The sequence below is a fragment of the Bacillus sp. FF-1 genome (assembly GCF_028548245.1).
Classification (GTDB): Bacteria; Bacillota; Bacilli; order Bacillales; family Bacillaceae_G; genus Bacillus_A; species Bacillus_A paranthracis.
In genome coordinates, this window is sequence record NZ_JAQQGG010000008.1 from 189,303 (window position 1) to 215,691 (window position 26,389).

Annotated in this window: 23 protein-coding genes, 2 rRNA genes and 2 riboswitches; of the genes, 4 read left to right on the forward strand and 21 right to left on the reverse strand. The window is 37.5% G+C overall.

Annotation, left to right across the window (positions count from 1 at the left end; genetic code table 11):
* Positions 1–23: 23 nt before the first annotated feature.
* A riboswitch (SAM riboswitch) is annotated at positions 24–129 on the reverse strand.
* A 242-nt stretch (positions 130–371) separates the two neighbouring features.
* Positions 372–935, forward strand: a complete 564-nt coding sequence (locus PQF83_RS23195; protein WP_000844901.1) for a cysteine hydrolase family protein — start codon at positions 372–374, stop codon at positions 933–935.
* 222 nt (positions 936–1,157) lie between these two features.
* On the opposite strand, the gene PQF83_RS23200 is transcribed toward PQF83_RS23195, so the two are convergent.
* From PQF83_RS23200 to PQF83_RS23230, 7 genes are all read right to left on the reverse strand, one after another.
* Positions 1,158–1,316, reverse strand: a complete 159-nt coding sequence (locus PQF83_RS23200; protein ID WP_001045034.1) for a hypothetical protein — start codon at positions 1,314–1,316, stop codon at positions 1,158–1,160.
* A 176-nt stretch (positions 1,317–1,492) separates the two neighbouring features.
* A complete protein-coding gene (gene pruA, locus PQF83_RS23205; protein WP_000259550.1) occupies positions 1,493–3,040 on the reverse strand; it encodes an L-glutamate gamma-semialdehyde dehydrogenase in 1,548 nt (515 codons plus the stop codon).
* A gap of 153 nt (positions 3,041–3,193) precedes the next feature.
* Positions 3,194–3,964 carry a TSUP family transporter gene (locus PQF83_RS23210; RefSeq protein WP_000343966.1) on the reverse strand — a complete coding sequence of 257 codons (771 nt, stop codon included), beginning with the start codon at positions 3,962–3,964 and terminating at the stop codon, positions 3,194–3,196.
* 95 nt (positions 3,965–4,059) lie between these two features.
* Positions 4,060–5,253 carry a CamS family sex pheromone protein gene (locus tag PQF83_RS23215; RefSeq protein ID WP_000717043.1) on the reverse strand — a complete coding sequence of 398 codons (1,194 nt, stop codon included), beginning with the start codon at positions 5,251–5,253 and terminating at the stop codon, positions 4,060–4,062.
* 16 nt (positions 5,254–5,269) lie between these two features.
* The gene (gene ligA, locus PQF83_RS23220; RefSeq protein ID WP_000031440.1) at positions 5,270–7,279 is read right to left on the reverse strand and encodes an NAD-dependent DNA ligase LigA; all 2,010 of its coding nucleotides are present in this window, start codon (positions 7,277–7,279) and stop codon (positions 5,270–5,272) included.
* A 15-nt stretch (positions 7,280–7,294) separates the two neighbouring features.
* The gene (pcrA, locus tag PQF83_RS23225) at positions 7,295–9,544 is read right to left on the reverse strand and encodes a DNA helicase PcrA (RefSeq protein ID WP_002163769.1); all 2,250 of its coding nucleotides are present in this window, start codon (positions 9,542–9,544) and stop codon (positions 7,295–7,297) included.
* Positions 9,545–9,556: 12 nt separating this feature from the next.
* Positions 9,557–10,246 (reverse strand): heptaprenylglyceryl phosphate synthase, encoded by a 690-nt coding sequence (locus PQF83_RS23230; RefSeq protein ID WP_000272089.1) that lies wholly within the window; start codon positions 10,244–10,246, stop codon positions 9,557–9,559.
* 337 nt (positions 10,247–10,583) lie between these two features.
* Here PQF83_RS23230 and PQF83_RS23235 point away from each other — a divergent pair, with 337 nt between their 5' ends.
* The 3 genes from PQF83_RS23235 to PQF83_RS23245 all read left to right on the forward strand — a co-directional run bounded on the left by PQF83_RS23235 (position 10,584) and on the right by PQF83_RS23245 (position 12,219).
* Positions 10,584–10,961, forward strand: a complete 378-nt coding sequence (locus tag PQF83_RS23235; protein WP_000812349.1) for a YgaP family membrane protein — start codon at positions 10,584–10,586, stop codon at positions 10,959–10,961.
* Between the two features lie 231 nt (positions 10,962–11,192).
* The gene (locus PQF83_RS23240) at positions 11,193–12,038 is read left to right on the forward strand and encodes an SPFH domain-containing protein (RefSeq protein WP_000660683.1); all 846 of its coding nucleotides are present in this window, start codon (positions 11,193–11,195) and stop codon (positions 12,036–12,038) included.
* Positions 12,039–12,054: 16 nt separating this feature from the next.
* Positions 12,055–12,219, forward strand: a complete 165-nt coding sequence (locus PQF83_RS23245) for a toxin-antitoxin system HicB family antitoxin (RefSeq protein ID WP_001085171.1) — start codon at positions 12,055–12,057, stop codon at positions 12,217–12,219.
* Positions 12,220–12,256: 37 nt separating this feature from the next.
* On the opposite strand, the gene purD is transcribed toward PQF83_RS23245, so the two are convergent.
* The 14 genes from purD to PQF83_RS23315 form a co-directional block, all read right to left on the reverse strand.
* Positions 12,257–13,528, reverse strand: coding sequence for a phosphoribosylamine--glycine ligase (gene purD, locus PQF83_RS23250; protein ID WP_001101951.1), 1,272 nt, complete (start codon positions 13,526–13,528; stop codon positions 12,257–12,259).
* A 223-nt stretch (positions 13,529–13,751) separates the two neighbouring features.
* A complete protein-coding gene (gene purH, locus PQF83_RS23255) occupies positions 13,752–15,287 on the reverse strand; it encodes a bifunctional phosphoribosylaminoimidazolecarboxamide formyltransferase/IMP cyclohydrolase (RefSeq protein ID WP_000745403.1) in 1,536 nt (511 codons plus the stop codon).
* Between the two features lie 24 nt (positions 15,288–15,311).
* On the reverse strand, positions 15,312–15,899 hold the full coding sequence (gene purN, locus PQF83_RS23260) for a phosphoribosylglycinamide formyltransferase (protein WP_000088580.1): 588 nt from the start codon (positions 15,897–15,899) through the stop codon (positions 15,312–15,314).
* Positions 15,896–16,936: a phosphoribosylformylglycinamidine cyclo-ligase gene (gene purM, locus PQF83_RS23265; RefSeq protein ID WP_001262431.1), complete on the reverse strand. Its 1,041-nt coding sequence runs from the start codon at positions 16,934–16,936 to the stop codon at positions 15,896–15,898. The genes purN and purM overlap by 4 nt, the downstream gene beginning before the upstream one ends.
* Positions 16,937–17,037: 101 nt before the next feature.
* Positions 17,038–18,453: an amidophosphoribosyltransferase gene (gene purF / locus PQF83_RS23270; RefSeq protein ID WP_000879021.1), complete on the reverse strand. Its 1,416-nt coding sequence runs from the start codon at positions 18,451–18,453 to the stop codon at positions 17,038–17,040.
* Positions 18,438–20,657 carry a phosphoribosylformylglycinamidine synthase II gene (gene purL, locus PQF83_RS23275; protein ID WP_000055583.1) on the reverse strand — a complete coding sequence of 740 codons (2,220 nt, stop codon included), beginning with the start codon at positions 20,655–20,657 and terminating at the stop codon, positions 18,438–18,440. Before purL ends, purF begins: the two co-directional genes overlap by 16 nt.
* A complete protein-coding gene (gene purQ, locus PQF83_RS23280; protein ID WP_000666779.1) occupies positions 20,641–21,324 on the reverse strand; it encodes a phosphoribosylformylglycinamidine synthase subunit PurQ in 684 nt (227 codons plus the stop codon). The genes purL and purQ overlap by 17 nt, the downstream gene beginning before the upstream one ends.
* Positions 21,321–21,575, reverse strand: a complete 255-nt coding sequence (gene purS, locus PQF83_RS23285) for a phosphoribosylformylglycinamidine synthase subunit PurS (protein ID WP_000278826.1) — start codon at positions 21,573–21,575, stop codon at positions 21,321–21,323. Before purS ends, purQ begins: the two co-directional genes overlap by 4 nt.
* On the reverse strand, positions 21,568–22,287 hold the full coding sequence (gene purC / locus PQF83_RS23290) for a phosphoribosylaminoimidazolesuccinocarboxamide synthase (RefSeq protein ID WP_001170542.1): 720 nt from the start codon (positions 22,285–22,287) through the stop codon (positions 21,568–21,570). The genes purS and purC overlap by 8 nt, the downstream gene beginning before the upstream one ends.
* Before the next feature lie 88 nt (positions 22,288–22,375).
* Positions 22,376–23,683 carry an adenylosuccinate lyase gene (gene purB, locus PQF83_RS23295; protein ID WP_000625676.1) on the reverse strand — a complete coding sequence of 436 codons (1,308 nt, stop codon included), beginning with the start codon at positions 23,681–23,683 and terminating at the stop codon, positions 22,376–22,378.
* Entirely contained in the window at positions 23,680–24,831 is a 1,152-nt protein-coding gene (gene purK / locus PQF83_RS23300; protein ID WP_000196793.1) for a 5-(carboxyamino)imidazole ribonucleotide synthase, read from the reverse strand. The genes purB and purK overlap by 4 nt, the downstream gene beginning before the upstream one ends.
* The gene (gene purE, locus PQF83_RS23305; protein ID WP_000839371.1) at positions 24,828–25,313 is read right to left on the reverse strand and encodes a 5-(carboxyamino)imidazole ribonucleotide mutase; all 486 of its coding nucleotides are present in this window, start codon (positions 25,311–25,313) and stop codon (positions 24,828–24,830) included. The genes purK and purE overlap by 4 nt, the downstream gene beginning before the upstream one ends.
* Positions 25,314–25,423: 110 nt before the next feature.
* Positions 25,424–25,525, reverse strand: a riboswitch (purine riboswitch).
* Between the two features lie 580 nt (positions 25,526–26,105).
* Positions 26,106–26,221, reverse strand: a 5S ribosomal RNA gene (gene rrf / locus PQF83_RS23310).
* 49 nt (positions 26,222–26,270) lie between these two features.
* Positions 26,271–26,389: ribosomal RNA gene (locus PQF83_RS23315) — 23S ribosomal RNA — on the reverse strand; the annotation flags it as partial.

Below are 26,389 nucleotides of genomic sequence, written 5' to 3' on the forward strand. Positions count from 1 at the left end.
ACTTATATGTACTCGGTCACATCTTCTCATCTTCCAAGCCTTTCATAGGCTTGCTGGAGTTAGCACGGTATTAAAAAACCCGTTGCTGAGGTATCGTAGGGCCAGTCCCTCCACCTCTCTGGATAAGAATGTATCGATTTAATTATCGTTTAATTAATTCTCATTATAGAACTCAGAATAATAAGAGTCAATACATTTTTTAGAAAAATATTAATTATTTCTTTATTAAAATTTTCAGATGAAAAATTCAAGAAAAAATAGTAATCTTTAAAGTTATGTAAAATTCTCCTCTTGCATATTTTTTAAAAGGATAATCTTCTCTACTAATTGAATACCATTATTTGAATATGAAATTGGAGGAAGGTAAATATATGAAAACGGCTCTTTTACTCGTTGATATTCAAAATGATTATTTTCCACATGGAAAAATGGAATTGCGTAATCCAGTAGAAGCAAGCGAATATGCTAGTCAGCTATTACAATTCTTTAGAACGAAAAACGAACCTATTTTTCATATCCAACATGTAGCAATAAAAGAGGACGCTACTTTTTTCCTACCCAATACAGAAGGTGTACATATTCATGAAAGCGTACGCCCACTTAAAGAAGAAACCGTTATACTCAAACATTATCCAAATAGTTTTCGCGAAACCGATCTTCTAGAGCAATTACAACGTTTAAATATTGAGCACCTCGTCATATGCGGGATGATGACTCATATGTGTATTGATGCTACCGTAAGGGCTGCCTTTGATTTCGGCTTGCAATGTACTGTTATACATGATGCTTGTGCGACAAAAGATCTTTCTTTTAAGAATGCTACGATACCCGCTGTTTATATTCATAATACAATTTTAGCTAGTTTAAATGGCGTATATGCAAATGTAATGAGTACAGAGGAGTTTTTAGCTACAAAAAAACACTCTCTTCAGTGAGCAAAACCGAAAAGAGTGTTTCTTGTCAAACCATAGATTTTCTTTCAAATTGTATTATACAGGAAATCCTTAAAATGAATACAAAAAAATGTGACTAATAAGTCAACTTTTCTCATTGTTTTATTTCTATTTACATGTTTATCCCGATATGAATAGGGTTTAGCTAGTTCTATTTGCCTAATGGTAATATATAGCATTTTAAATTCGAACTAGTTTCCCCTATTATTTATCTGTTTGTTTTTGTTTCTTTTTCAAATACTCCGCACGCAATTTTTCAATTTGCTGCTTTTTATCAAATTTGACAGGCGTCTGTTTTTCATGGAACTTTGCGACAGCTACCTGACCTTTGTAATCCAATTGATATTTTCCCACTTTGTTCACCTACTTTTCTTCTCTTTAAAGAGAATCTATTCAACAAATATAATATACCTTATTTTACTGAAATAAACCTTAATACTTAATCAGTTTTTCTACTGACACCTATCTTACTCCACATATAGAAAGTTTTTCAAAAAAAAGAGATCTTCGCAGACTGCGAAGATCTCTTCTACTATTTCTTATAAAGTTTCAGAAGTAGTTTTTGCTTGCATGTGAAGCGCTAAGTAGTCAGGGCCACCAGCTTTAGAGTCTGTACCAGACATGTTAAAGCCACCGAATGGTTGGTATCCTACGATTGCACCAGTACATCCACGGTTGAAGTATAAGTTACCTACATGGAAGTCTTCACGTGCTTTTTCAATATGGTCACGGTTGTTAGAGATAACTGCTCCTGTTAAACCGTATTCTGTATTGTTTGCAATTGCAAGTGCATGGTCAAAGTCTTTTGCTTTACAGAATGCTACTACTGGTCCGAAGATTTCTTCTTTCATTAAGCGAGCATCTTCTGCAACGTCAGCAACGATTGTTGGTTGGATGAACCAGCCTTTAGAATCGTCTCCTTCGCCACCTGCTAAAATTCTACCTTCTTCTTTACCAATTGCAACATAGCTCATTACTTTATCAAATGCAGCTTGGTCATTAACAGGACCCATGTTTGTACCTAATACAGCTGGGTTAGCAACTGTTAATTCTTTTGTTAATTCAACAGCACGATTTAATACGTGATCGTATACATCTTCGTGGATTACTGCACGAGAACATGCAGAACATTTTTGTCCTGAGAATCCGAATGCTGATGCAACGATAGATTTAGCTGCTAATTCAAGATCTGCTTCTTTATCAACAACGATTGTATCTTTACCGCCCATTTCAGCGATAACGCGTTTTAACCAAATTTGGCCTGGGTTTACTTTCGCCGCGCGCTCATAAATACGGATACCTACATCACGAGATCCAGTGAAGCTAATGAAACGTGTACGAGGGTGATCTACTAAGTAGTCACCAACTTCAGAACCATTACCTGGTACGAAGTTTACTACGCCAGCTGGTAAGCCAGCTTCTTCTAATACTTCCATGAATTTCGCTGCTACTACAGGAGTTGTACTAGCTGGTTTTAGTAATACTGTGTTACCAGAAACTAAAGCAGCTGTTGTCATACCTGCCATAATTGCGAATGGGAAATTCCAAGGAGAAATGATAACACCTACTCCTAATGGAATGTAAGAGAAACGATTATATTCAATTGGACGGCTTTCTACTGGAATTCCGTCTTTTAATTTCAACATTTGACGACCATAATATTCCATAAAGTCGATTGCTTCTGCTGTATCAGCATCTGCCTCATTCCATGGTTTACCTGCTTCTTTTACAAGAATAGCAGAGAATTCATGTTTTCTACGACGAACGATCGCTGCAGCACGGAATAAAATGTCTGCACGCATTTCTGGCTTTGATTTTCTCCAAGTTTGGAATGTTTCATCCGCTACTTGCATTGCTTTTTCAGCTAACTCACGGCTTGCTTTTGAAACACGACCAACAAGTTCCTCTTTATTTGCAGGGTTTACAGAAACAATTTTGTCTTCTGTAGTGATTTTTTCTCCCCCAATAATTAATGGATAGTCTTGCCCAAGATAAGATTCTACTTTCTTTAAACCTTCTTCAAATGCTAATTTGTTAGCCTCCACTGAAAAATCTGTAAATGGCTCATGTTTGTATGCTACTACCATTATTTTTAGCCTCCCCTTAGAAAAACGTTTACATTTTACAACATTATTCTACACGATAATTTAGATTTATTCAAATATTCCTAGACTTATATTTTAAAAATTAATTAATTTTTAAAATATAATAAAAAAACAGAGTTATACAAATGTATAACTCTACAAAATATGAGTATATTCCAAAACGTTTTTGCTAATCAATAAAATAGTTACTAACAAAAATAAAGTCCTTACATATCCAACACCTTTTTGAACTGCAAACTTCGATCCAAAATAAGCGCCAAAAATCATCGATAACCCCATAATAATACCGTATTCAAAATGAATTACGTCTAAAAATAAAAAAGTGATTAACGATACGATATTACTAACAAAGTTCAAAAGTTTTCCAGATGCTGCCGCTTGAATAAAATCCAAACCAATTAATAAAAATGCAAAAATTAAAAAGGATCCCGTCCCTGGTCCAAAAAATCCATCGTAAAACCCTATCATTAAAATAACAAAGAAAAATATTAATGTTTTTCTTTTCGTCATCTTCTTATAGGTAGACACACTTCCCCAATCCTTTTTCGCAATAATATAAATAGCAATAAATACCAACATTACAAGCACTAACGGACGTAAAATATCTGGAGGAATAAACTTTACTACTAAAGCACCTGCTACTGCTCCTATAACAGTTAACGGGATTAACTTTCCTACAATTTTAAAATCGACCTTTCCCGATCGAATAAAGTAAATCGCACTCGTAAACGTCCCCATCGTTGCAGCTAATTTATTCGTTGCAATTGCCGAAGCTGGCGGTAAACCAACAAACATAAGTGCCGGAAGCGAAATTAACCCTCCACCGCCAACAACTGAATCAATAAAAGCTGCTAAAAAACCGAATGCGATTAATAAAATAATGACTTGAAAACTTAATTCGTCCATGCGCTTTACCCCTTACCCCATTATTTATAACATTTTAAATTATAACAAAATTACCCAAGAAAAAAAGCCGTTCCATAAAGGAACGGCCCTTCTATTTAATCTAAAATTTTCACATACGGCTCATCTTGCTTCGCCTCACGTATAATAATCGCTTCTGGACGTTCTACAGATTTAATCGTTACTTGTACTTTCATATAATTCGGGAAGTATTCCATAACAAGCCCGGCTACATATTGTGTAAAGCCAATTATTTCTGCTTTCCCATTAAACTGGACAGGAATATCAAGCTTTATTTCTCTTAATTCATCGTCTCTATACATACCAGTACCGATAACAGCTGTATAGTCACCTTGGAAATAATCGCTTAATTTTGCCTTGAAGTTTGATACTCTCGCCAAGTCTTCACGTTTATTATCTGTTTTCGCTTGTTCAGATGGGAACAAATAATATTTCTCATTAATTTGTTTCCAATCCTCAACCGTTTCACTACCTTTTTCGACATTCGCATAAGAAACAAAGTTACCTGGCACGAGCGAAGACTTCGGAGCCTGACGATAAATTGCAAATGTTATCGGAAGGTTTTTTGTCTCAGGATCTTGTTGATGCATAACTTTCAAGATTTCTGGCACCATTTTTTTCCCTTCAGCTAACATCTTTTCATTCGAAATTGCAGCCTCACGCGGGTACCCATGCTCTTCCTCATAATAATGAACCGAATTCATTGCTAATCCAACTACAATGCCACTACGCTCATCTTTTTCGCCTTTGTTCACATAATAATCATGCTCTAAAATATTTGAAATATATATTGGATTTTTTTTATTTTTCACTTCTAATGATTCGGATCCTGTACCTAATGCAGGATTTAACCCTATGTTCGGGAATTTAACCGCATCTTTTTTTAATGTATCTTCTAGTTCCTTTTGTTCTGCATCTGTACGTTTTCTTTTAACAAGCATCTGTATATACTGAGTAGTTAGGGATTTTCCACCTTTGAAAACATTATCTTTCGTACTAAATGATTCTTTCGCAATACGCATTAATCCTGTTTCAAATTCATCTATATCAAGACGATTACTTACTCCTTGCACAACTAAGCCACGTGCGTTTCCTCCCACAAATGGAATAGTCGTCTTATAATATTCATCCGAAATAGAGTAATTCGGGACGATTGCTTGCTCTTTTGCTTTCCCCGATTTCTCAACCACTTTTTCATCTTTATCGGCACCTGCACTACACCCACTTACAAGTAGGCCAAGGCTTAATACCGCTAATGCTATTTTTTTCATGGTAAGTTTGCACCTCTTACTTATTTAGCTCTTGTAAGAACCTCTCTTCATTCCAAACCTCGACATTATGTTTCTCCGCTTGTGCTAATTTCGAACCCGCCGCTTCACCTGCAACAACTAAATCTGTACTTTTACTAACACTTCCTGTTACTTTTCCACCTAATGCCTCAATCTTTTTCTTCGCTTCACTACGTCCCATAACTTCTAATTTCCCTGTTAAAACGACAGTTTTTCCTGCGAAGTACGACTCAACGTTTTGTAAATCAGCAATTTTCATGCCTTTATATGTCATGTTCACGCCGTATTCTTTAAATTGTTGTAATAACTCTAATACGTCTTCATTATCGAAATACGTTACTACGGATTGAGCCATTTTTTCACCAATTTCATTAATTGCTTTTAGTTCTTCTTCCGTTGCCTTCACAAGCGCATCCATCGTTTCGAAATGCTCTGCAAATGTACGTGCCGCTTTCGCTCCAACATGGCGAATACCAAGACCGAATAATAATCGCTCTAATGAGTTTTCTTTAGAATTCTCAATTGCTTGTACTAAATTCGTTGCTGATTTTTCTCCAAATCGTTCTAGCTGTAATAATTGCTCTTTCGTCAACGAATATAAATCAGCAAATGTACGAATATAATCTGCCTCAAAGAGTTGTGTAATGACACGTTCTCCAAGTCCATCAATATTCATTGCATTTCTTGAAACGAAATGGATTAACCCTTCTCGAATTTGAGCAGGACAAGTTGGATTTATACAACGAAGTGCTACCTCTTCTTCTAAACGAACTAGTTCACTCTCACATGCTGGGCAATGCGTTGGCATATGATATTCTTCTTCCTCACCAGTACGCTTATCGAAAATAACATTCACAACTTCAGGAATAATATCTCCAGCCTTCTTCACAACAACGTAGTCACCAATTCGAATATCTTTTTCACGAATTAAATCTTCGTTATGTAAAGAAGCACGACGAACGATCGTACCAGCCACTCGCACTGGCTCTAGCTCTGCAGTCGGTGTTACAACCCCTGTACGACCAACACTTAATTCAATGCCTGTTAATCTTGTTACAACTTCTTCAGCTGGGAATTTATAAGCAATTGCCCATCTTGGACTCTTTGCTGTAGTGCCTAGACTTTCTTGAAGAGCAACATCATCTACTTTTATAACGATCCCATCAATTTCATAATCAAGATGCGGACGTTTTTCTTGCCATTCTTCTACATAAGCTATAACTTCTTCAATTGTTTCACATGTGCGTCGATTTGGATTTGTTTTGAATCCAAGTTCACCTAAGAAATCAAGCGATTCACTATGTGATAGGATTGTTTTTTCTTCTACATTCGCAAGACCGTATACAAACATAGATAAGTTACGCTTCGCTGCAATTTTCGGGTCAAGTTGGCGGATTGAACCTGCTGCCGCATTACGCGGATTCGCAAATACATCTTCACCATTTTGCTCTTTTTCTTCATTTAACTTAACGAATGAACGCTTCGGCATATAAGCTTCGCCTCGTGCCTCTAACGTTACTTCTTCATTTAAACGAAGCGGGATTGCTTTAATCGTTTTTAAATTTTGGGTAATATCTTCACCTGTTACACCATCACCACGTGTTGCCCCTTGAATGAAGCGTCCTTTTTCATAATGAAGTGAAACAGCAAGTCCGTCAATTTTTAATTCGCATATATATCTTACATTCGCATCATCAATTCCTTGACGTACTCGTCGGTCAAAATCACGTAAATCTCCTTCGTTAAATGCATTTCCTAAACTTAACATCGGTGACTTGTGTGTTACTTTTTCAAATATATCAAGAACCGTTCCCCCAACGCGAACGGAGGGAGAATCTTCACTCATAAACTCTGGGTTCTCTGCTTCTAATTTTATAAGCTCCTGCATATTACGGTCATACTCCGCATCAGAAACAGAAGGATTGTCTAACACGTGATATTGATAGTTAAATGTATTTAACAAATCACGTAGTTCTTCTATACGTTTTTTTGCTATCTCTTTTGACATATCCTCATTCCTTTCCTATTGTTTCGTCACAGGTGCAAATTTTGCTAACAAGCGTTTAACACCAATTGGGCTTGGGAACGCAATATCTAATTCTTTTGCATCACCTTCACCTTTTACACTTACAACTGTACCGATTCCCCATTTTTGGTGGGAAGCTTTATCGCCTACTGCCCAGCCGATTTGTTCGCCGCCTGTCGTCTTAGCTGCAGGACGCGCGAAAGCTGAACGAGAACGTGTTGTAGTTGTAGTTGTCGTTTTACTGCTACTTGCCACTCTTCCTTTTGCACCAAACGAAGTTTCACGCTTCGGCGCTGTTTCATTTAATGATTCCACTAGTTCTGTCGGGATTTCTGTAATAAATCGAGATGCGGCATTCATACTTGTTCTACCAAATAATGTACGCATTTGTGCATTGGATAAATACAACTCTTCTTCTGCACGAGTAATACCGACATAAGCAAGACGACGCTCTTCTTGCATTTCATCTTCTTCCATTAGAGAACGAGTATGCGGGAATATTCCTTCCTCTAAACCAACAATAAAGACAACTGGGAATTCTAGTCCTTTCGCTGAATGCATCGTCATTAAAATAACTTCCTCACCAGCAGTTGGGTCTTCATCTACACGATCAATATCTGCAACAAGTGCTAAGTCTGTTAAGAATGCAACAAGACTCTTATCTTCGCTTTGAGATTCAAATGTTTGCGTAACAGATAAAAACTCATCTAAGTTCTCTAGACGACCTTCTGCTTCTAACGTACGCTCGTTTTTCAACATGTCGCGATAGCCTGTTTTCTCAATGACTTCTTCTACCAATTCTGTAACAGATAAATACTCTTGCATATTTACCCAGTTGTGTAATAAACCTGCGAATTCCTTTACTGCCTTTGTAACCTTTGCACTTACTCCAACATGCTCAATCTCATCGAATACAGCTGTTAATGAAATTCCATTTTGTACACCGTAATTAATAATTTTGTCGATAGAAGTCGCACCAATTCCACGCTTTGGCACGTTAATAATACGTGCGAAACTAATCTCATCATCTGGATTCCCAATTAAGCGTAAATACGCCAAAATGTCTTTAATCTCTTTACGGTCGTAGAACTTCGTACCGCCGACAATTTTGTAAGGAATATTAGATTTCAGGAAAATCTCCTCGACCATACGAGACTGCGCATTTGTACGATATAACACTGCAAAATCAGTATATTTTCGTTTTCCCATTTGAATATCGTCGCGAATTTTTTTCGCAACAAAGTATGCTTCGTCCTTTTCGGTTGCAGCACGATAATACGAAATTTTGTTTCCAACTTCATTATCTGTCCATAATTTCTTCGGTTTACGATTCGTATTTCTTTCAATAACCGCATTCGCTGCATTTAAAATATTTTGTGACGAACGATAATTTTGTTCTAACAGGATAACTTGCGCATTCTCATAGTCTTTTTCGAATGACAAAATGTTGGAAATGTCCGCACCACGCCAGCGATAAATTGACTGATCTGAGTCACCTACAACACATAAATTTTTAAAACGTGCTGCTAAATGTTTAACAAGAAGGTACTGCGCTTTGTTCGTATCTTGATACTCATCCACGTGAATATACTGGAATTTGCGCTGATAAAACTCTAGTACTTCTGGAACACGTTCAAATAGTTGAATCGTCGTCATAATTAAATCATCAAAGTCTAATGAGTTATTTTTCAAAAGACGTTTTTGATATTCTGTATATACATCGCTCGTTAATTTTTCATACGGATCAGCAATTGTAATTTTCTTCGCATATTTATCCGCAGATAACAATTCATTTTTCGCATTACTAATACCAGCTAAAATAGAGCGCGGTTCAAATTTCTTCGGATCAATATTGCGCTCTTTCATAATTTTTTTGACTACAGTTAACTGATCACCTGAATCTAAAATTGTAAAGTTACGATTAATACCAATGCGATCGATATCACGTCGTAAAATACGTACACACATAGAGTGGAACGTAGAAATCCAAATATCTTCAGCTTCTGGTCCGACAAGTGTATCAATACGCTCGCGCATTTCACGAGCGGCTTTATTTGTAAAGGTAATAGCTAGTACATTCCATGGCGCTACTCCTTTTTCACCGAGTAAATACGCAATACGATGTGTTAACACGCGTGTTTTACCACTACCTGCGCCTGCCATTAATAGAAGTGGTCCGTTCGTTGTTTGTACTGCTTTTTGTTGCTGCGGATTTAAACCATTTAATAATCTATCTGTCATACTCATATACGCCTGCACCTACTCTCCTTTTACTGCTTTAACCGTTTTTAACGCTGCTTTTATATCATCATAAATAATATTTCCGACAACTACTGTATCAGCATGCTGCGCCATTTCCTTCGCCTGTTCAGCATTAGAAATACCGCCGCCATAATATAACTTAGCTTGTTTCAATTCTGCTTTCACATTTTTAACAAGTTCAACATCTCCATACGTACCGCTATATTCTAAATAAAATATCGGTAAACGTAATAGCTTGTCTGCTAAACGCGCGTATGCAATCACATCATCTTCTGTTACATCACACTTTGCATCTGTAAGCTGGGCTACTTTCGCTTCAGGATTTAAAACACAATATCCTTCCATAAAAATTTCGTCCCAATCCATAATATCCCCAAATTCTTTCAAAGCCTCATGATGAACGCCTGTTACCCATTCCACCTTTCGGCTATTTAAAACGCTTGGGATATAATAAAAATCGAATCCTGGTGTAATTGCTTCCACATCAGAAACCTCTAACACACAAGGAACTGCATATCTACGAATGCTAACTAGCATGTGTAGTACATTATCAATTGTCACCCCATCACTTCCGCCTACAATAACAGCATCTGTTCCAGACTCACAAATCATTTCTAAATGTTCGTCACTTAGTTCCTTATTCGGATCAAGCTTAAATACATGTTTCCATCCGGAAATATCGTACATGAAAACACCCTTTCTTTTCTCAAGTTGTATATATTTCTGTTTAAAATAACAGTTTATTTTCATCATTATTGTTTTAACTTCATCTTAAATATTTGTTTAAAACGGAGAATTAAGTTTGGAATTACCTCTTCCATATTTTTTAAACTAGAGGATTTAATTTTGAAGTTCCTTTTATGCATTCTTTCATTATAACAAAAAAAGTTACTTACACACACGCACATTCCAACATCTTTTTCCACGTCAAATGTTGGATTACATATCCGAAAAATCAAAAGGGATACTAATAAAAGAAATAGTATTATCTATTTCAACTTTCATAAAAAGGAGTGTTTTTCTAATGAAGCAAAATATCGGTACAATAAATGCCCTAATTCGAATTACACTCGGACTTGTCCTCTTTGGTTGTAGTGCAACGAAACTCGTGCGCAAACCTTGGTGCACTTGGTCTAACATTTTGCTATGGATTGGTGCAATGAAAGTTGCAGAGGGAATTGTTCGTTTCTGCCCTATTGTTGAGATGTGGAAATTCGGAAAATACATGAATATGGGGGCATTTAAAATGCCTAGCATGGATTTTGCTAAAAAGGGACATACTAAAGAAGAAGCGAATCAAACCTCCAATCACGACAAACCACAGTCAAATGGAAGTTATGACGCTTCTGACAAAGAGATTGAGTCAGCGATTGAAGATATAATCCTGGCAAAACCGCTTTGAATCATTTGTCACGATGTAAGATGCTCTCAAAGGGACTTAGCTGCTGCAGTGGGCGGTTAAGTCTTCTTTATTTTACCACGAAACAGAACATACATTCTTATTTTAAGTATTTAAATATACATAATCAATAAAATTCAGAAAATTAGGTGTAAACCCCTTGCTTAAAATGATATAAAAATGATATAAAAATGATATAAAAGTGATATCATTTTTATATCAGGAGGCGATCATATGAAAGAAAAACAAGTATTTTACGTTAATGGTTTTCTTGGGATTATTGGAATTTTAATTTTAGCCGCTATCGGTGTATTTTTCCTTGTACAAGAAATTTTCATAGGAGCAGCATTAACTATTATTTTAGCTGCAGTTCTTGCTACAGGTATCGGGATTGTTCAGCCAAATCAAGCAAAAGTCATTACGTTTTTCGGTAATTATTTAGGAACAATTCGTCAAAACGGTTTATTTTTAACGATTCCGTTCGCGTTCCGTCAAACTGTATCGTTACGTGTTGAAAACTTTAATAGTAAAAAATTAAAAGTAAATGATGTCGACGGCAACCCAATTGAAATTGCAGCTGTTATCGTATATAAGGTTGTTGATTCTGCAAAAGCAATGTTCGGCGTTGAACATTATGATCGATTTGTAGAAATTCAAAGCGAAACGGCAATCCGCCACGTTGCAACGAAATATCCTTATGACAATTTTCAAGATGAAACTTGCATTACGTTACGTGGAAACACTGAAGAAATCTCTGAAGAATTAAAACGCGAGTTAGAAGCACGCCTTGAAATTGCTGGCGTAGAAGTATTAGAAACTCGTTTAACACATTTAGCTTACGCAACAGAAATTGCCCATGCAATGCTACAACGTCAACAAGCAAAAGCAGTATTAGCTGCTAGAAAAGAGATTGTTGAAGGTGCTGTGAAGATGGCAAAAGATTCAATCCATATGTTAGATGAAGAAGGCGTACTAGAACTCGATGACGAGCGTAAAGCAAATATGGTGAACAACTTATTAGTTGCCATCGTTTCAGACAAAGGTGCGCAACCAGTTATTAATACAGGAAGCCTATACTAAAAGGTTGTAAATCCTTATGGCTAAAAAGAAAAGCTTTCCATTACGTATTGATCCTGAATTACACGCAGTCATCGAAAAATGGGCGAATGATGAGTTTCGTAGCGTCAATGCACACATCGAATATTTACTTCGAGAAATGGCAAAGCAAAAAGGGAAATTAAAAAAGGATAAAGATGCATAAAAAATCCCGCTGAGGAATCAGCGGGATTTTTCACATATTAATTTCTCGTCATCTCATGCCCAATTGCACGATATCCTATATCACTTCGGTAAAATAGACCATCACTCTCAATTTTACCGATTTCTTTATATACTTTATCTTTTGCTTCTTGTAAACTATTCGCCTTACAAGCAACAAATAGTACACGGCCACCGTTTGTCACAAAGTCACCATGTTTCATTGCTGTACCCGCATGGAAAACAATTACATCTTGCAATGCATCTAGCCCTTTAATAATTTCACCTTTTTTATATGCTTCCGGGTATCCTTTCGAAGCAAGCACAACACCAATTACCGATTCCTCTGACCATTGTAACGTTAACTCACTTTCATCTAATACAGCGTTACATACATCCACTAAATCATTTTCTAAACGGGGTAATACAACTTCAGTTTCAGGATCGCCAAAACGTGCATTAAATTCAATTACCTTTGGACCATCATTTGTTAAAATAAGTCCCGCATATAAAATTCCTGTAAACGATCGATTTTCTTGGATCATCGCTTTAGCAGTTGGATGTAACACCGTTTCAATCGCCTCTTGAACTGCTGACTCCGAAATTTGTGGTACTGGAGAATATGCACCCATTCCGCCAGTATTTGGACCTTTATCACCATCAAAAGCTCGTTTATGATCTTGTGCAATTACCATCGGATGTACAGTTGTTCCATTCACAAATGCCATTAATGAAAATTCTTGTCCATCTAAAAACTCTTCAATAACAACTTTCTTACTCGCTTCCCCGAACTTTACATCTTGCAGCATTTCTTTCACAGCTTGTAATGCCTCTTCAAGTGTCATTGCTACCGTTACACCTTTACCAGCCGCTAAACCGTCTGCCTTAATAACAATTGGTGCACCAACCTTTTCAATGTACTTTACTGCTTCTTCATAGTCTGTAAAAGTTTCGTACGCTGCAGTTGGAATATTATATTTTTTCATAAGCTCTTTTGTAAAAGCTTTACTACCTTCAATAACAGCAGCCGCTTGATTCGGACCAAATACGCGAAGTCCCTCTTCTTTAAAACGATCAACAATTCCATTCATAAGTGGAATTTCTGGTCCAACGAAAGTTAACTCAACATGATTCTCTTTCGCAAATAAAACTAATGCATCAAAATCATTTTCATCAATATCAATTGGTGTTGCAACATCACGCATACCTTCATTACCTGGTGCTACATATACCTTTTCTACTTTTTCAGATTGTGCAAACTTCCAAGCTAAAGCATGCTCACGCCCACCGCGGCCAATTACTAAAACATTCATATTTCATCCCCCAATATTTAAATAAGTACAAACTAGAAGCTATGCTCCTAGTTTGTTTTTTCATATCAATCAAAGTTTAAAAAGGAGGATTAAGAGAACCGAGCAGGTCGAGGCGCATTTGCCAGGAGGACACGGAGTGTAGTTTTCCTACATGAGTACCGCACTGGCATTGCAACGACGACATGCGAAGGTGATCTTAACCGGACTTTTTAAATATCCTCTATTAGTGTTTGAAATGACGTACGCCAGTGAACACCATAGCAATCCCATATGTATCCGCCACTTTAATAGAATCTTCATCACGGATTGATCCGCCTGGTTGAATGATTGCTGTAATTCCTGCTTTTGCTGCTTCTTCTAATGTATCTGGCATTGGGAAGAAAGCATCAGATGCAAGCGCGCTACCTTGTGCTTTTTCACCAGCTTGTGTAATTGCGATTTTTGCAGAACCTACACGGTTCATCTGTCCCGCACCGACACCAATTGTCATATCATCTTTCGCTAAAACAATTGCATTTGACTTCACATGTTTTACAACTTTCCAAGCTAATTTTAAATCTTTCCATTCTTGCTCTGAAGGTTCACGTTTTGTTGGAATTGAAATTGTACTTTCATCTAATGATAACGTATCTTCCTCTTGAACGAGAAGGCCACCTTGTACAGAAGTTAGTTTTTTGCTCGCGCTTGTCGATTTTTCAATATTTACAGTTAGTAAACGTAAGTTTTTCTTACTTTGCAATACTTCCAAAGCTTCTTTTGAGAAAGAAGGTGCAATAATAATTTCTAAGAAAATTTCATGTAACTTTTCAGCTGTAGCTTTATCAATTTCACGATTCGCTGCAATAATGCCTCCAAAAATGGATACTGGATCCGCTTCATAAGCACGTGTGTATGCTTCATGAATATCCGTACCTACTCCAACACCACATGGATTCATATGTTTTACCGCTACTACTGCTGGTTCTGTAAATTCTTTCACGATGCTAAGCGCTGCGTCTGCATCATTAATATTGTTATACGATAATTCCTTACCGTGTAATTGTTCTGCGTATGCAACAGAAGAAGTTGCTGCGAATGGCGCTTTATAGAAAGTTGCTTTTTGATGTGGGTTCTCGCCATAACGTAAGTCTTGCTTTTTCTCAAATGTCACAGTTAATGTTTCAGGACTTTCTTCACCCATTTGCTCTGTTAAGTAATTAGAAATTAGTGCATCATATGCTGCTGTATGACGGAATACTTTTGCTGCTAGTTTACGTTTTGTTTCCTCTGCTACTTCACCGTTCTCTTTTAATTCAGCTAATACAACATCATAATCTACTGGATCTACAATTACAGATACGAATTTATGATTTTTCGCAGCAGAGCGAATCATTGTCGGGCCACCGATATCAATATTTTCAATTGCATCAGCAAATGTTACATCAGGCTTAGCGATTGTTTCTTTGAATGGGTATAAGTTAACGACAACAAAATCAATTGGCTCTATACCTAACTCATTCATTTGTGCTACATGCGTTTCATTATCACGAACTGCTAATAGACCACCATGAATATTTGGATGTAATGTTTTCACACGACCATCCATAATTTCTGGGAAACCAGTTACTTCAGAAATACCGATTACTTGTAAGCCGTTTTCTTCTAGTAATTTTTTCGTACCACCTGTTGATATAACTTCGATCCCTTGTTCTAGTAAACCTTTAACAAATTCTACTACTCCTGTTTTATCTGAAACACTTACTAATGCACGCTTTTTCATTTACCCTTCACCCCTGGTTGTATGTTAGTTAACAGTTGGTTCTTTCGTAGATTGAACAATTTGATTCACTGTATTTACGTATAATTTATGTTCAACTTGTTGAATTTTCTTTTGTAAGCTTTCTCTCGTATCCCCTTCAGAAACAACTACTGCTTCTTGTGCAATAATTGGCCCTGTATCCATACCTGCGTCTACATAATGAATCGTTACTCCAGTTACTTTCACACCTGCTTCTAACGCTTGACCAACAGCATCTTTCCCTGGAAAACTCGGTAATAGTGATGGATGAATATTAATAATCCTTCCGCCGTAAGCTTCTAGTAAAGTTGGTCCAATTAAACGCATATATCCAGCTAAAATAACATAATCAATTTCATACTCTTCTAGCTTCTTTAATATCTCTTTTTCAAACGCTTCTTTTGACTCATATGCTTTCGCTGAAAAAGCGAAACACGGGATATGATGATAATGTGCTCGCCCAACAGCGCGTGCTTCTGGTTTATCACATACTAATAAACTAATTTCTGCATCCAATCTTTTTTCTTCTACTGCATTAACGAGAGATTGAAAGTTAGATCCGCTTCCAGAAGCAAAAACTGCTAATCTACTCATAGCGCTGTGCCTCCATTAAAAGTAACGCCAGCTCCTTGTACAGTGCGTCCAATAATACGAGCAGTTTCTCCTTGCTCTTCAAGAAGACGAACAACATCTTTTGCATCTTCTTCCTTCACCGCTACTACCATACCAATACCCATGTTAAAAATATTGAACATTTCTTTCTCTTCCAGCTTGCCAACTTCTTGAAGTAAACTAAAGATCGGCTGAATTTCCCAAGATCCTAATTCAATTTCTGCACCGATTTCTTCTGGTAACATACGTGGAATATTTTCAATGAATCCGCCACCTGTAATATGTGCCATACCGTATACTTCATATTTCTTCAATAGTTCTAAAATAGGTTTGACATAAATTTTCGTTGGTTTTAATAATTCTTCACCAAGAGGTAGCTCTAAGCGTCCGTAAATGCGATCTAAAGATAGCTCTCCATCTTCTAGTAATACTTTTCGTACTAAAGAATAACCGTTACTATGAATACCGCTAGATGCCAAGCCAATTAATACGTGACCAGCTTCAATTTTTTCACCTGTTACAATTTTCTTTTTATCAACGATCCCAACTGTAAAACCAGCTAAATCGTATTCTTCTGTAGAATACATTCCTGGCATTTCAGCTGTTTCTCCACCAATTAAAGCACAACCTGCTTGGCGACAGCCCTCTGATATACCTTTGACGATGTTTTCAATTTTACTAGGTTCAGCTTTACCACAAGCAATATAATCAAGGAAGAAAAGCGGCTCTGCTCCTTGGACAACAATATCATTTACACACATTGCTACTGCATCAATACCAATTGTGTCATGTTTATCTGCCATAAAAGCGAGCATCAATTTCGTTCCCACGCCATCTGTTCCAGATACTAATACAGGTTCTTCTAATGCAAATTTTGATAGATCAAACATACCTCCAAAACCGCCTAAACCGCCTAGTACTTCTTTTCTCATTGTTGTTTGTACGTGTTTTTTCATGCGAGATACCGCTTCATATCCAGCTTCAATATCTACTCCTGCTTGCTTATATGCATTCGCCATCGTTATTTACACCTCGTCTTTTAATTTCTCCCTATCCTGTGCGGGCCGTTTTAAGAAAGAAGCTAGCTTCTACATCAAAAGAAGTAGAAGCTTTTTTCTTCTTATTTCATACTTTCTAAAAGCTCTTGCTCATAATCATAAAGAGCTGTTGGATAATCTCCATTGAAGTACGCCATACAAAGGCCACCGTATTTCCCTTCATATGGACGTCCAATTGCATCTACTAATCCATCTTCACTTAAAAATGTTAATGAGTCTGCACCGATCATTTCACGAATTTCTTCTACCGTATGATTTGCTGCAATTAATTCTTTTCTCGTTTGAATATCAATGCCATAGAAACATGGATATTTCAAAGGTGGTGAAGCTATTCTTACGTGAACTTCTGTCGCTCCAGCCTCGCGAAGCATACGAACAATTCGTTTACTCGTTGTTCCTCGTACGATAGAATCATCAATCATAACAACTCGTTTCCCCTCAACCACACCTCTTACTGCTGAAAGCTTCATCTTAACCCCTTGCTCTCGCAGTTCCTGAGAAGGTTGAATAAACGTACGTCCAACGTAACGATTTTTAATTAATCCTAACTCATATGGAATGCCTGTCGCCTCCGCATAACCAATTGCTGCTGAAATGCTAGAGTCTGGTACACCAGTAACAACATCAGCTTCAATAGGAGCTTCTGCCGCCAGACGTTTCCCCATGTTTTTACGTGCTGCATGGACATTAACACCAGCGATATTTGAATCTGGGCGTGCGAAGTAAATGTATTCCATACTGCAAATTGCATGTTCTACATCATTTGTAAAACGATCTACGTGAATTCCATCATCATTAATGATAAGTAATTCACCCGGTTCTACATCACGAATGTATGTTGCACCTACTACATCAAAAGCACATGTTTCTGATGCTACAACGTAAGCATCTCCCATCTTTCCAATTGAAAGGGGACGGAATCCATTTGGATCTAGCGCAACAATCATTTCATTTCCAGTTAGTAAAAGATATGCAAACGCACCTTTCACTTTATTTAAAGCTTCTTTTACACTTTCAATTAACGAATCTTTCGTACTACGTTTAATAAGATGTAAAAGTACTTCTGTATCTGAACTTGTTTGAAAAATACTTCCCTCTGCCTCTAATTCACGACGAAGCATTTTGGCATTAATTAAATTCCCGTTATGAGCTAATGCCATACTATGATCAGAAAAACGGAATAGTAATGGTTGAACGTTAGCCACTTCACTTCCACCAGCCGTCGCGTATCGTACGTGTCCGATTGCTGATTTTCCGTTCAATCCTTCTAGCTCTCCTCTTGAAAACACTTCTGATATTAAGCCTAACCCCTTGTGACCGACGATTTTTTCTCCATTATTTACGACAATGCCTGCGCCTTCTTGTCCACGGTGCTGTAAACTGTGCAATCCGTAGTATGAAACTTGTGCCGCATTTTCATGCCCCCAAATTCCGAAAACGCCACATTCTTCGTTTAACCCCTTTATTTCAGCAAGCATGGGATTGCCCCTTTCCAAGCCTTTCTCATTTCATCTACATTTGCTGTAAGTAATACTTCATTTTCTTCATTATGAATTGTTACTTCATTTGTATTTGTTACTTCTCCAACTTGAATTGCTTCTACCGCTTTTTCGAACGCTTCTTTATTTTCACGTTTTACAGTTATTACGAAGCGGGATTGTGATTCCGCAAATAATGCCGCTGTTGCTTCCCCGTCTAATTTCACAGTAGCACCTAAGCCGTTAGCACCAATTGCACTTTCTGAAATTGCAACTGCTAAACCACCTTCAGCAACGTCATGTGCAGATTGAACAAGGCCAGCTTGAATGGCTGCTAATACTTGTTTTTGACGTTTTAATTCTACGTCTAGATCGATACTTGGTGATTGACCGAAAATTTTGCCGTGAAGCATTTTCTGTAATTCACTTCCACCAAACTCAGCTTTCGTCTCTCCGATAACATAAACTAAATCGCCAGCTTGCTTAAACTCTTGTGTTGTTACATGTTTTAAATCGTGTACAAGTCCAACCATCCCAACTGTCGGTGTTGGGTATACCGCTTCACCACTACGTTCGTTATACATTGATACATTTCCGCCAATAACTGGTGTTTGTAATGTGCGACAAGCTTCACTCATACCATCTACTGATTTCTCAATTTGCCAGAAGATTTCTGGTTTTTCTGGGTTACCGAAGTTTAAGCAATCTGTAATTGCAAGTGGCTCCCCGCCAGAACATACGATATTACGTGCTGCCTCTGCTACTGCAATTTTACCGCCCACTTCTGGATCTAAATAAATGTAGCGAGAGTTACAATCTGTCGTCATTGCTAATCCTTTTTCTGTACCGCGTACACGTACAACTGCTGCATCTGAACCTGGTGTAACAACTGTGCTTGTGCGAACTTGATAATCATATTGATCATAAACCCACTCTTTACTTGCAATCGTCGGTTGTTGTAATAGAGCGAATAACGTTTCTTTATAGTTTTCTACTTTCGGCGTTTCCATTTTCATTTCTTGGAACTCAGCAAAATATGCTGCTTCTTGTGATGGTTTATGGTAAATTGGTGCTTCTTCTGCAAGAGCATCTGCTGGTACTTCAGCTACCATTTCACCTTTATGGAATAAACGAAGCATTTTGTCTTCCGTTACTTTCCCCATCGTAACGGCTGCAAGACCATACTTCTCAAATAAATCTACTATCTCTTGTTCTCTACCTTTTTTCACAACAATTAACATACGCTCTTGTGATTCAGATAGCATCATTTCATATGGTGTCATTCCTGTTTCACGCTGTGGTACATCATCTAAGTACATTTCAATACCCATGCCTGCTTTACTTGCCATTTCTGCAGAAGATGATGTTAAACCAGCTGCACCCATATCTTGAATTCCAACAAGTGCATCCGATTGAATAAGTTCTAAGCAAGCTTCGATAAGAAGTTTCTCCATAAATGGATCTCCTACTTGAACTGCTGGACGCTTCGCTTCTGAGCTTTCAGATAACTCTTCAGATGCGAATGTTGCACCGTGGATACCATCACGACCAGTTGATGCTCCTACGTACATTACTGTATTTCCAGCACCGTGCGCTTGCCCTTTTTTAATGTCCTCGTGGTTAATTAAGCCTACGCACATTGCATTTACAAGTGGATTTCCTTCATAACATGGATCAAACTGTACTTCGCCGCCAACCGTTGGAATACCGATACAGTTACCGTATCCTGCAATTCCTGCTACTACTTCTTCGAATAAGTATTTCACACGTGGTGATTGTAATTCTCCAAATCGAAGTGAGTTTAATAGAGCTACTGGACGTGCTCCCATAGAGAATACGTCACGAATAATACCGCCAACACCTGTTGCTGCTCCTTGATATGGCTCAATAGCAGAAGGGTGGTTATGACTTTCCATTTTAAATACAACCGCTTGATTATCACCGATGTCTACAATGCCAGCACCTTCCCCAGGCCCTTGCAAGACGCGCTCACCTGTTGTTGGGAATTTTCGAAGTACTGGTTTTGAATTTTTATAACTACAATGTTCAGACCACATAACAGAGAATAATCCTGTTTCTGTATAATTTGGCAGACGGCCTAAAATCTTTTCAACCATGGCAAACTCTTCGTCTGTTAGCCCCATTTCCGCATATATGCGCTCTTCTTTAATTTGTGTTGGATTTGGTTCAAGCATTAACGACATATGTTTCCCTCCACTGTTTTAAGATAGATTGAAAGACTTTTAACCCTTCAGCACCGCCAAGTAATTCATCTACAGCACGCTCTGGGTGTGGCATCATACCAAGTACATTTCCTTTTTCGTTTACAATACCAGCAATATCTGAAACGCTTCCGTTCGGGTTTTCTACGTAACGGAATGCGATTTGATTATTCTCTTCTAATTGTTTAAGAGTCTCTTCATCACAATAGTAATTCCCCTCACCATGTGCAATTGGAATATTGATTACTTCATCTTTTTCATATTGTGATGTAAACATCGTTTCATTATTTTCAACACGTAACTGAACTGTTCGACACATAAATTTTAAGTTTTCATTTCTCATTAATGCTCCTGGTAATAATCCTGATTCAACAAGAATCTGGAATCCATTACATACACCTAAAATTGGCTTTCCTTGCTCAGCAGCTTTTTGTACTGCTTTCATTGCATTTGCAAAGCGAGAAATAGCACCGCAGCGTAAGTAGTCACCGTAAGAGAAACCACCTGGTAGTAGAATTGCATCATATTCATCTAAATTCTCTGTATCGTGCCAAACGTAATCTACTTCTTCGCCAAGCTCATCTTTAATTGCATGGAACATATCGACATCACAGTTCGAACCTGGAAATACTATTACGGCAAATTTCACTGTGCGACAACCTCCTCAACTTCATAACGGAAGTCTTCCATTACAACGTTTGCTAATAGTTTTTCACACATTTCCTTTACCTTACTATCTAAGTCAGTTACCGATTTATCAATTGTTAGTTCCATGTACTTTCCAATTCGAACATCTTGTACTTCTGTGAATGAAAGGCTATGAAGTGCTCCTTTTACTGCTGTTCCTTGTGGATCTAATACGCTTTCTCTTAATGTTACATATACCTTAACTTTATACATGTGAAATTCCCCCTAAACGTTTTAAAATCTCTTCATAAGCATCTGTTAAATTTCCAAGATCACGACGGAATACGTCTTTATCAAACTTCTCATTGCTCGTTTCATCCCATAAACGGCAAGTATCTGGTGAAATTTCATCTGCTAAAATGATTTCTCCTTCATCCGTTACACCAAACTCTAATTTGAAATCTACTAATCTTACACGACAGCTTGCGAAATGATCAATCAACACTTGATTGATTTGTAGAGCCATATCTCGTAATACGCTTACTTGCTCTGGCGATGCAACGTTTAATACACGAATATGATCTTCCGTTACAAGCGGATCTCCTAAATCATCATCTTTGAAGTAAAATTCTACGATTGGTTCTGCAAGTACAGTTCCCTCTTCCATTCCTAATCGTTTTGAAAGACTTCCTGCAATTACATTTCTTGTGACAACTTCTAAAGGAATAATACTCACTTTCTTAACAAGTTGTTCTGTTTCAGATAGCTTCTCAACAAAGTGTGTTTTAATTCCTACTTCTTGTAACTTTCTGAACAATAAAGTTGTAATCTCATTGTTCAAACGACCTTTTCCTGTAATCGTCTCTTTTTTCTCCCCATTGAAAGCAGTCGCACTATCTTTGTACTCTACCCAAACCATATCTGCTGATTCTGTACGATAAATTCTTTTTGCCTTACCTTCATACAGCAATTCTAGCTTTTGCATTTCGCAAGCCCCCTGTAGTTTGAAAAATGTGAATAATGTTTTTATAAAGAATGGCACAGAATGACTCTATTCTGTGCCATATGAAATTTTACGCTTCGTTTAATCCTAGGCGTTCAAAGATTGTATCAACGTGTTGCATATGATGCTCATAGTTGAAGCATTCATTAATTTCTTCTTGTGTTAACTTGCTCGTAATACGCTCATCAGCTTCTACAAGCTCTTTAAATTGTACTTGTGTTTCCCAAGCTTCCATCGCTTTAGGTTGTACGATATCGTAAGCTTCTTCACGCACCATACCTTTATCGATTAATGTAAGCATTACGCGCTGAGAATAAATTAAGCCGTATGTTCTTGTCATATTGCGTTTCATATTCTCTGGGTATACAGTTAAGTTTTTAACGATATTACCAAAGCGATTTAGCATGTAATTTAACGCGATTGTAGCATCTGGTAAAATTACGCGTTCTGCTGAAGAATGAGAAATATCACGCTCATGCCATAATGGAACATTCTCATAAGCTGTCATCATATAACCGCGGATAACACGAGCTAAACCAGTCATATTTTCAGATCCAATTGGATTACGCTTATGCGGCATTGCAGAAGAACCTTTTTGACCTTTTGCGAAAGCTTCTTCAACTTCACGTGTTTCACTCTTTTGTAAACCACGAATCTCAACTGCCATCTTTTCAATAGATGTTGCGATTAATGCAAGTGTTGACATGTAATGAGCATGGCGATCACGTTGCAATGTTTGTGTTGAAATTGGTGCTGCTTCTAATCCTAAGTTTTCACAAACATACTTTTCTACGAATGGATCGATATTTGCATATGTACCAACCGCACCAGATAATTTACCAACACGAACTGTATTAGCAGCTTGTTTGAAACGCTCTACGTTACGTTTCATTTCTTCATACCAAAGACCAAGTTTTAAACCGAATGTTGTTGGTTCTGCATGAACACCGTGTGTTCTTCCCATCATGATCGTGTATTTATGCTCTTTTGCTTTATTAGCTAAAATACTTAAGAAGTTTTCTAAGTCTTTTAATATGATTTCATTCGCTTGTTTTAAGATGTAAGATAACGCTGTATCTACTACGTCTGTAGATGTTAAACCGTAATGAATCCATTTACGTTCCTCGCCTAATGCTGGTGTTTCTGATACAGCACGAGTGAATGCAACTACGTCATGACGTGTCTCTTTTTCAATTTCATAAATACGATCAATATCAAATGATGCATGCTCACGAATTTTCTTAACATCTTCTTTCGGAATATCGCCAAGCTCAGCCCATGCTTCACAAGCTAAAATCTCAACTTCTAACCACGCTTTAAATTTGTTCTCTTCCGTCCAAATTGCACCCATTTCTGGGCGTGTATAACGACTAATCATCTTTTTCCCTCCAACAGTTGTTCTTGATGGTCCCAAATATGCAAACTCTTCGCTTTTTCTAGAGCGACTTCAATATTATCATTTAAAATATTAACATGCCCCATTTTTCGCTGCGCTTTTGCTTCTTCTTTTCCATACAAGTGTAAATAGCACCCGGTTAATCTATTCACTTGTCTTAGGACCCCTTCTATATGTTCGCCTAAAATGTTTACCATGACAACTGGTTTTAACAAATTTGTTTCTCCAAGAGGTAAATTACAGATTGCTCGAATATGTTGACCGAATTGACTCGTTTCACATGCATCCTGTGTATAGTGTCCTGAATTGTGAGGTCTTGGTGCTAATTCATTAATGTAAATCTTACCATCAGCTGTAACAAACATCTCTACCGCTAGTGTTCCCACAAGTTCTAGTTCATCCGCAAGCACTTTTGCATAAGCAATAGCTTTTTGAGAAAGTTCTTCTGTAATGCGAGCCGGAACGATGGATTCATGCAAAATGTTATTTACATGAATATTTTCCGCTACCGGAAATACTTTCGTTTCACCACTTACACTACGAATGACAATAACTGATACTTCTTTTTCAAAAGGCACCCATTTCTCTAAAATACACTCTGCTGCATTCGCAAGCTCTCGCGCTGTATCAACGTCATCCTCACTTCTTAAAACAACTTGCCCTTTCCCATCATATCCGCCTGTCGTCGTTTTTAAGACGGAAGGATATGATAATTCAGCGATTGCTTCAGTAAGCTGATCTTGATTTTGAACTAATCTATACGTTGCTACTGGTAATCCTGCTTTCTCAATCGCATTCTTTTCTGTAAAACGATTTTGTGTTTTACTTAACAACTGACTGCCTTGCGGTAAGTAAGCATGTTTTTCAAGCCATTGTAAACATCTATAATCAATATTCTCAAATTCATATGTGACAACATCACTGATCTCCGCTAAATGCTGAATTGCTTTTAAATCGTCATATGATGCAACAATTTCAATATCAGCAACTTGTGCACATGGTGAGTTTTTTGTAGGATCTAAAACAGCAATTTTATATCCCATCTCCTTAGCTGCCAATGCCATCATTCTTCCTAGCTGGCCGCCTCCAATAATACCGATTGTTTTTCCAGGTAAAATGATTCTCGTCATACTAGCTCACTACCTTCGCGCACATCTTTTTCAATTGCTTCTCTTCTCAATTCTAATGCATCATATATGTCATCATGGAATGATCCAAGTATTTGTGCAGCAAGTAAACCAGCATTTGTTGAACCAGCCTTACCAATTGCAACAGTTGCAACTGGAACCCCTCCTGGCATTTGGACGATGGATAATAATGAATCTAAGCCGTTTAACGCTTTTGATTGAACTGGCACTCCGATGACAGGAAGATTCGTCTTCGCTGCAACCATTCCTGGTAAATGCGCTGCTCCACCAGCTCCAGCAATAATAACTTTCAATCCACGTTCACGAGCCGTCTCTGCATATTCAAACATATAATCCGGAGTCCGATGAGCGGATACAACTTTTTTCTCATACGGTATATTTAATTCATCTAAAATGTCACAAGCATATTTCATTGTTTCCCAGTCTGACGTGCTTCCCATTATGACTCCAACTAGTGATTTCATATTAGAATCCCCCCGATTCAAATAAAAAAAGCCTGAAATAGAACATTTTCTCTTTTACTATGAGAGAAAGCGCTCTACTCAGGCATACGTATCCCTTGTGAATAGAAAAATACCGAGTGACTTTCCCTCATAGTCTAACGAATAACGGTCGTTAGGTAGAGACTTGCAGGCCATATCCCCGCGATTATATGAGGTCTTATATATTATTCTTTCTATGGCTATATTAACAATATTTTATAAACAATGTCAACAAATAATCGAATGTTTTTTTATTACTAACCAATAACGTTCGTGTTTTAGTTATATTCAAAAGAATAATTGTAACTATATACAAGAAGGATAAGCAATTAGAATATATATTTCTAGAGATCTACCATACACAAAACGGTTTGTATATTAATTCTGTATGCTTTTATATAAAGTGAAACTTTAATCAACTCTCACCAATCGGGCTTTTACGGGCAGTAAGACCCCCACCTAGCTTCTTTGCTTCCGCTGAAATTTGAGGTGGGGGTCTTACTGCCCGTTAATGCGGAATAAAGCATATCGTTTCTATTCCTTTGTATCGCATTCATTACTGTAATGATTGAATACTTATTTTCATTCTTATATCATCCCGCTTTTCTTACTCTCATTATGTAAAATATATACTTGTAGTAAGAAATAACAGTTACCCTCAATAGCCTCATTTTCATTCTTTTCTCTCATTAAGATTACTAAATTTACGGATTATGTCATTTGATATATATAAATAAACACAAAAAAACCTAAGTCGAAACGACTTAGGTTTTTGCTTGGCGACGTCCTACTCTCACAGGGACAAGGTCCCAACTACCATCGGCGCTAGAGAGCTTAACTTCCGTGTTCGGTATGGGAACGGGTGTGACCTCTCTGCCATCATCACCAAACTATTGAAGGCATATTCCTTCAAAACTAGATAACATTGCTACATATTATATGGTTAAGTCCTCGATCTATTAGTATTCGTCAGCTCCACATGTCACCATGCTTCCACCTCGAACCTATCAACCTGATCATCTTTCAGGGATCTTACTAGCTTACGCTATGGGAAATCT

Coding starts and splice junctions, on each gene's coding strand:
- PQF83_RS23195 (WP_000844901.1), top strand. CDS start 372: ATGAAAACGGCTCTTTTACTCGTTGATATTCAAAATGATTATTTTCCA.
- pruA (WP_000259550.1), bottom strand. CDS start 3,040: ATGGTAGTAGCATACAAACATGAGCCATTTACAGATTTTTCAGTGGAG.
- PQF83_RS23210 (WP_000343966.1), bottom strand. CDS start 3,964: ATGGACGAATTAAGTTTTCAAGTCATTATTTTATTAATCGCATTCGGT.
- PQF83_RS23215 (WP_000717043.1), bottom strand. CDS start 5,253: ATGAAAAAAATAGCATTAGCGGTATTAAGCCTTGGCCTACTTGTAAGT.
- ligA (WP_000031440.1), bottom strand. CDS start 7,279: ATGTCAAAAGAGATAGCAAAAAAACGTATAGAAGAACTACGTGATTTG.
- pcrA (WP_002163769.1), bottom strand. CDS start 9,544: ATGAGTATGACAGATAGATTATTAAATGGTTTAAATCCGCAGCAACAA.
- PQF83_RS23230 (WP_000272089.1), bottom strand. CDS start 10,246: ATGTACGATATTTCCGGATGGAAACATGTATTTAAGCTTGATCCGAAT.
- PQF83_RS23235 (WP_000812349.1), top strand. CDS start 10,584: ATGAAGCAAAATATCGGTACAATAAATGCCCTAATTCGAATTACACTC.
- PQF83_RS23240 (WP_000660683.1), top strand. CDS start 11,193: ATGAAAGAAAAACAAGTATTTTACGTTAATGGTTTTCTTGGGATTATT.
- PQF83_RS23245 (WP_001085171.1), top strand. CDS start 12,055: ATGGCTAAAAAGAAAAGCTTTCCATTACGTATTGATCCTGAATTACAC.
- purD (WP_001101951.1), bottom strand. CDS start 13,528: ATGAATGTTTTAGTAATTGGCCGCGGTGGGCGTGAGCATGCTTTAGCT.
- purH (WP_000745403.1), bottom strand. CDS start 15,287: ATGAAAAAGCGTGCATTAGTAAGTGTTTCAGATAAAACAGGAGTAGTA.
- purN (WP_000088580.1), bottom strand. CDS start 15,899: ATGAGTAGATTAGCAGTTTTTGCTTCTGGAAGCGGATCTAACTTTCAA.
- purM (WP_001262431.1), bottom strand. CDS start 16,936: ATGGCGAATGCATATAAGCAAGCAGGAGTAGATATTGAAGCTGGATAT.
- purF (WP_000879021.1), bottom strand. CDS start 18,453: ATGCTTGCTGAAATAAAGGGGTTAAACGAAGAATGTGGCGTTTTCGGA.
- purL (WP_000055583.1), bottom strand. CDS start 20,657: ATGTCGTTAATGCTTGAACCAAATCCAACACAAATTAAAGAAGAGCGC.
- purS (WP_000278826.1), bottom strand. CDS start 21,575: ATGTATAAAGTTAAGGTATATGTAACATTAAGAGAAAGCGTATTAGAT.
- purC (WP_001170542.1), bottom strand. CDS start 22,287: ATGCAAAAGCTAGAATTGCTGTATGAAGGTAAGGCAAAAAGAATTTAT.
- purB (WP_000625676.1), bottom strand. CDS start 23,683: ATGATTAGTCGTTATACACGCCCAGAAATGGGTGCAATTTGGACGGAA.
- purK (WP_000196793.1), bottom strand. CDS start 24,831: ATGACGAGAATCATTTTACCTGGAAAAACAATCGGTATTATTGGAGGC.
- purE (WP_000839371.1), bottom strand. CDS start 25,313: ATGAAATCACTAGTTGGAGTCATAATGGGAAGCACGTCAGACTGGGAA.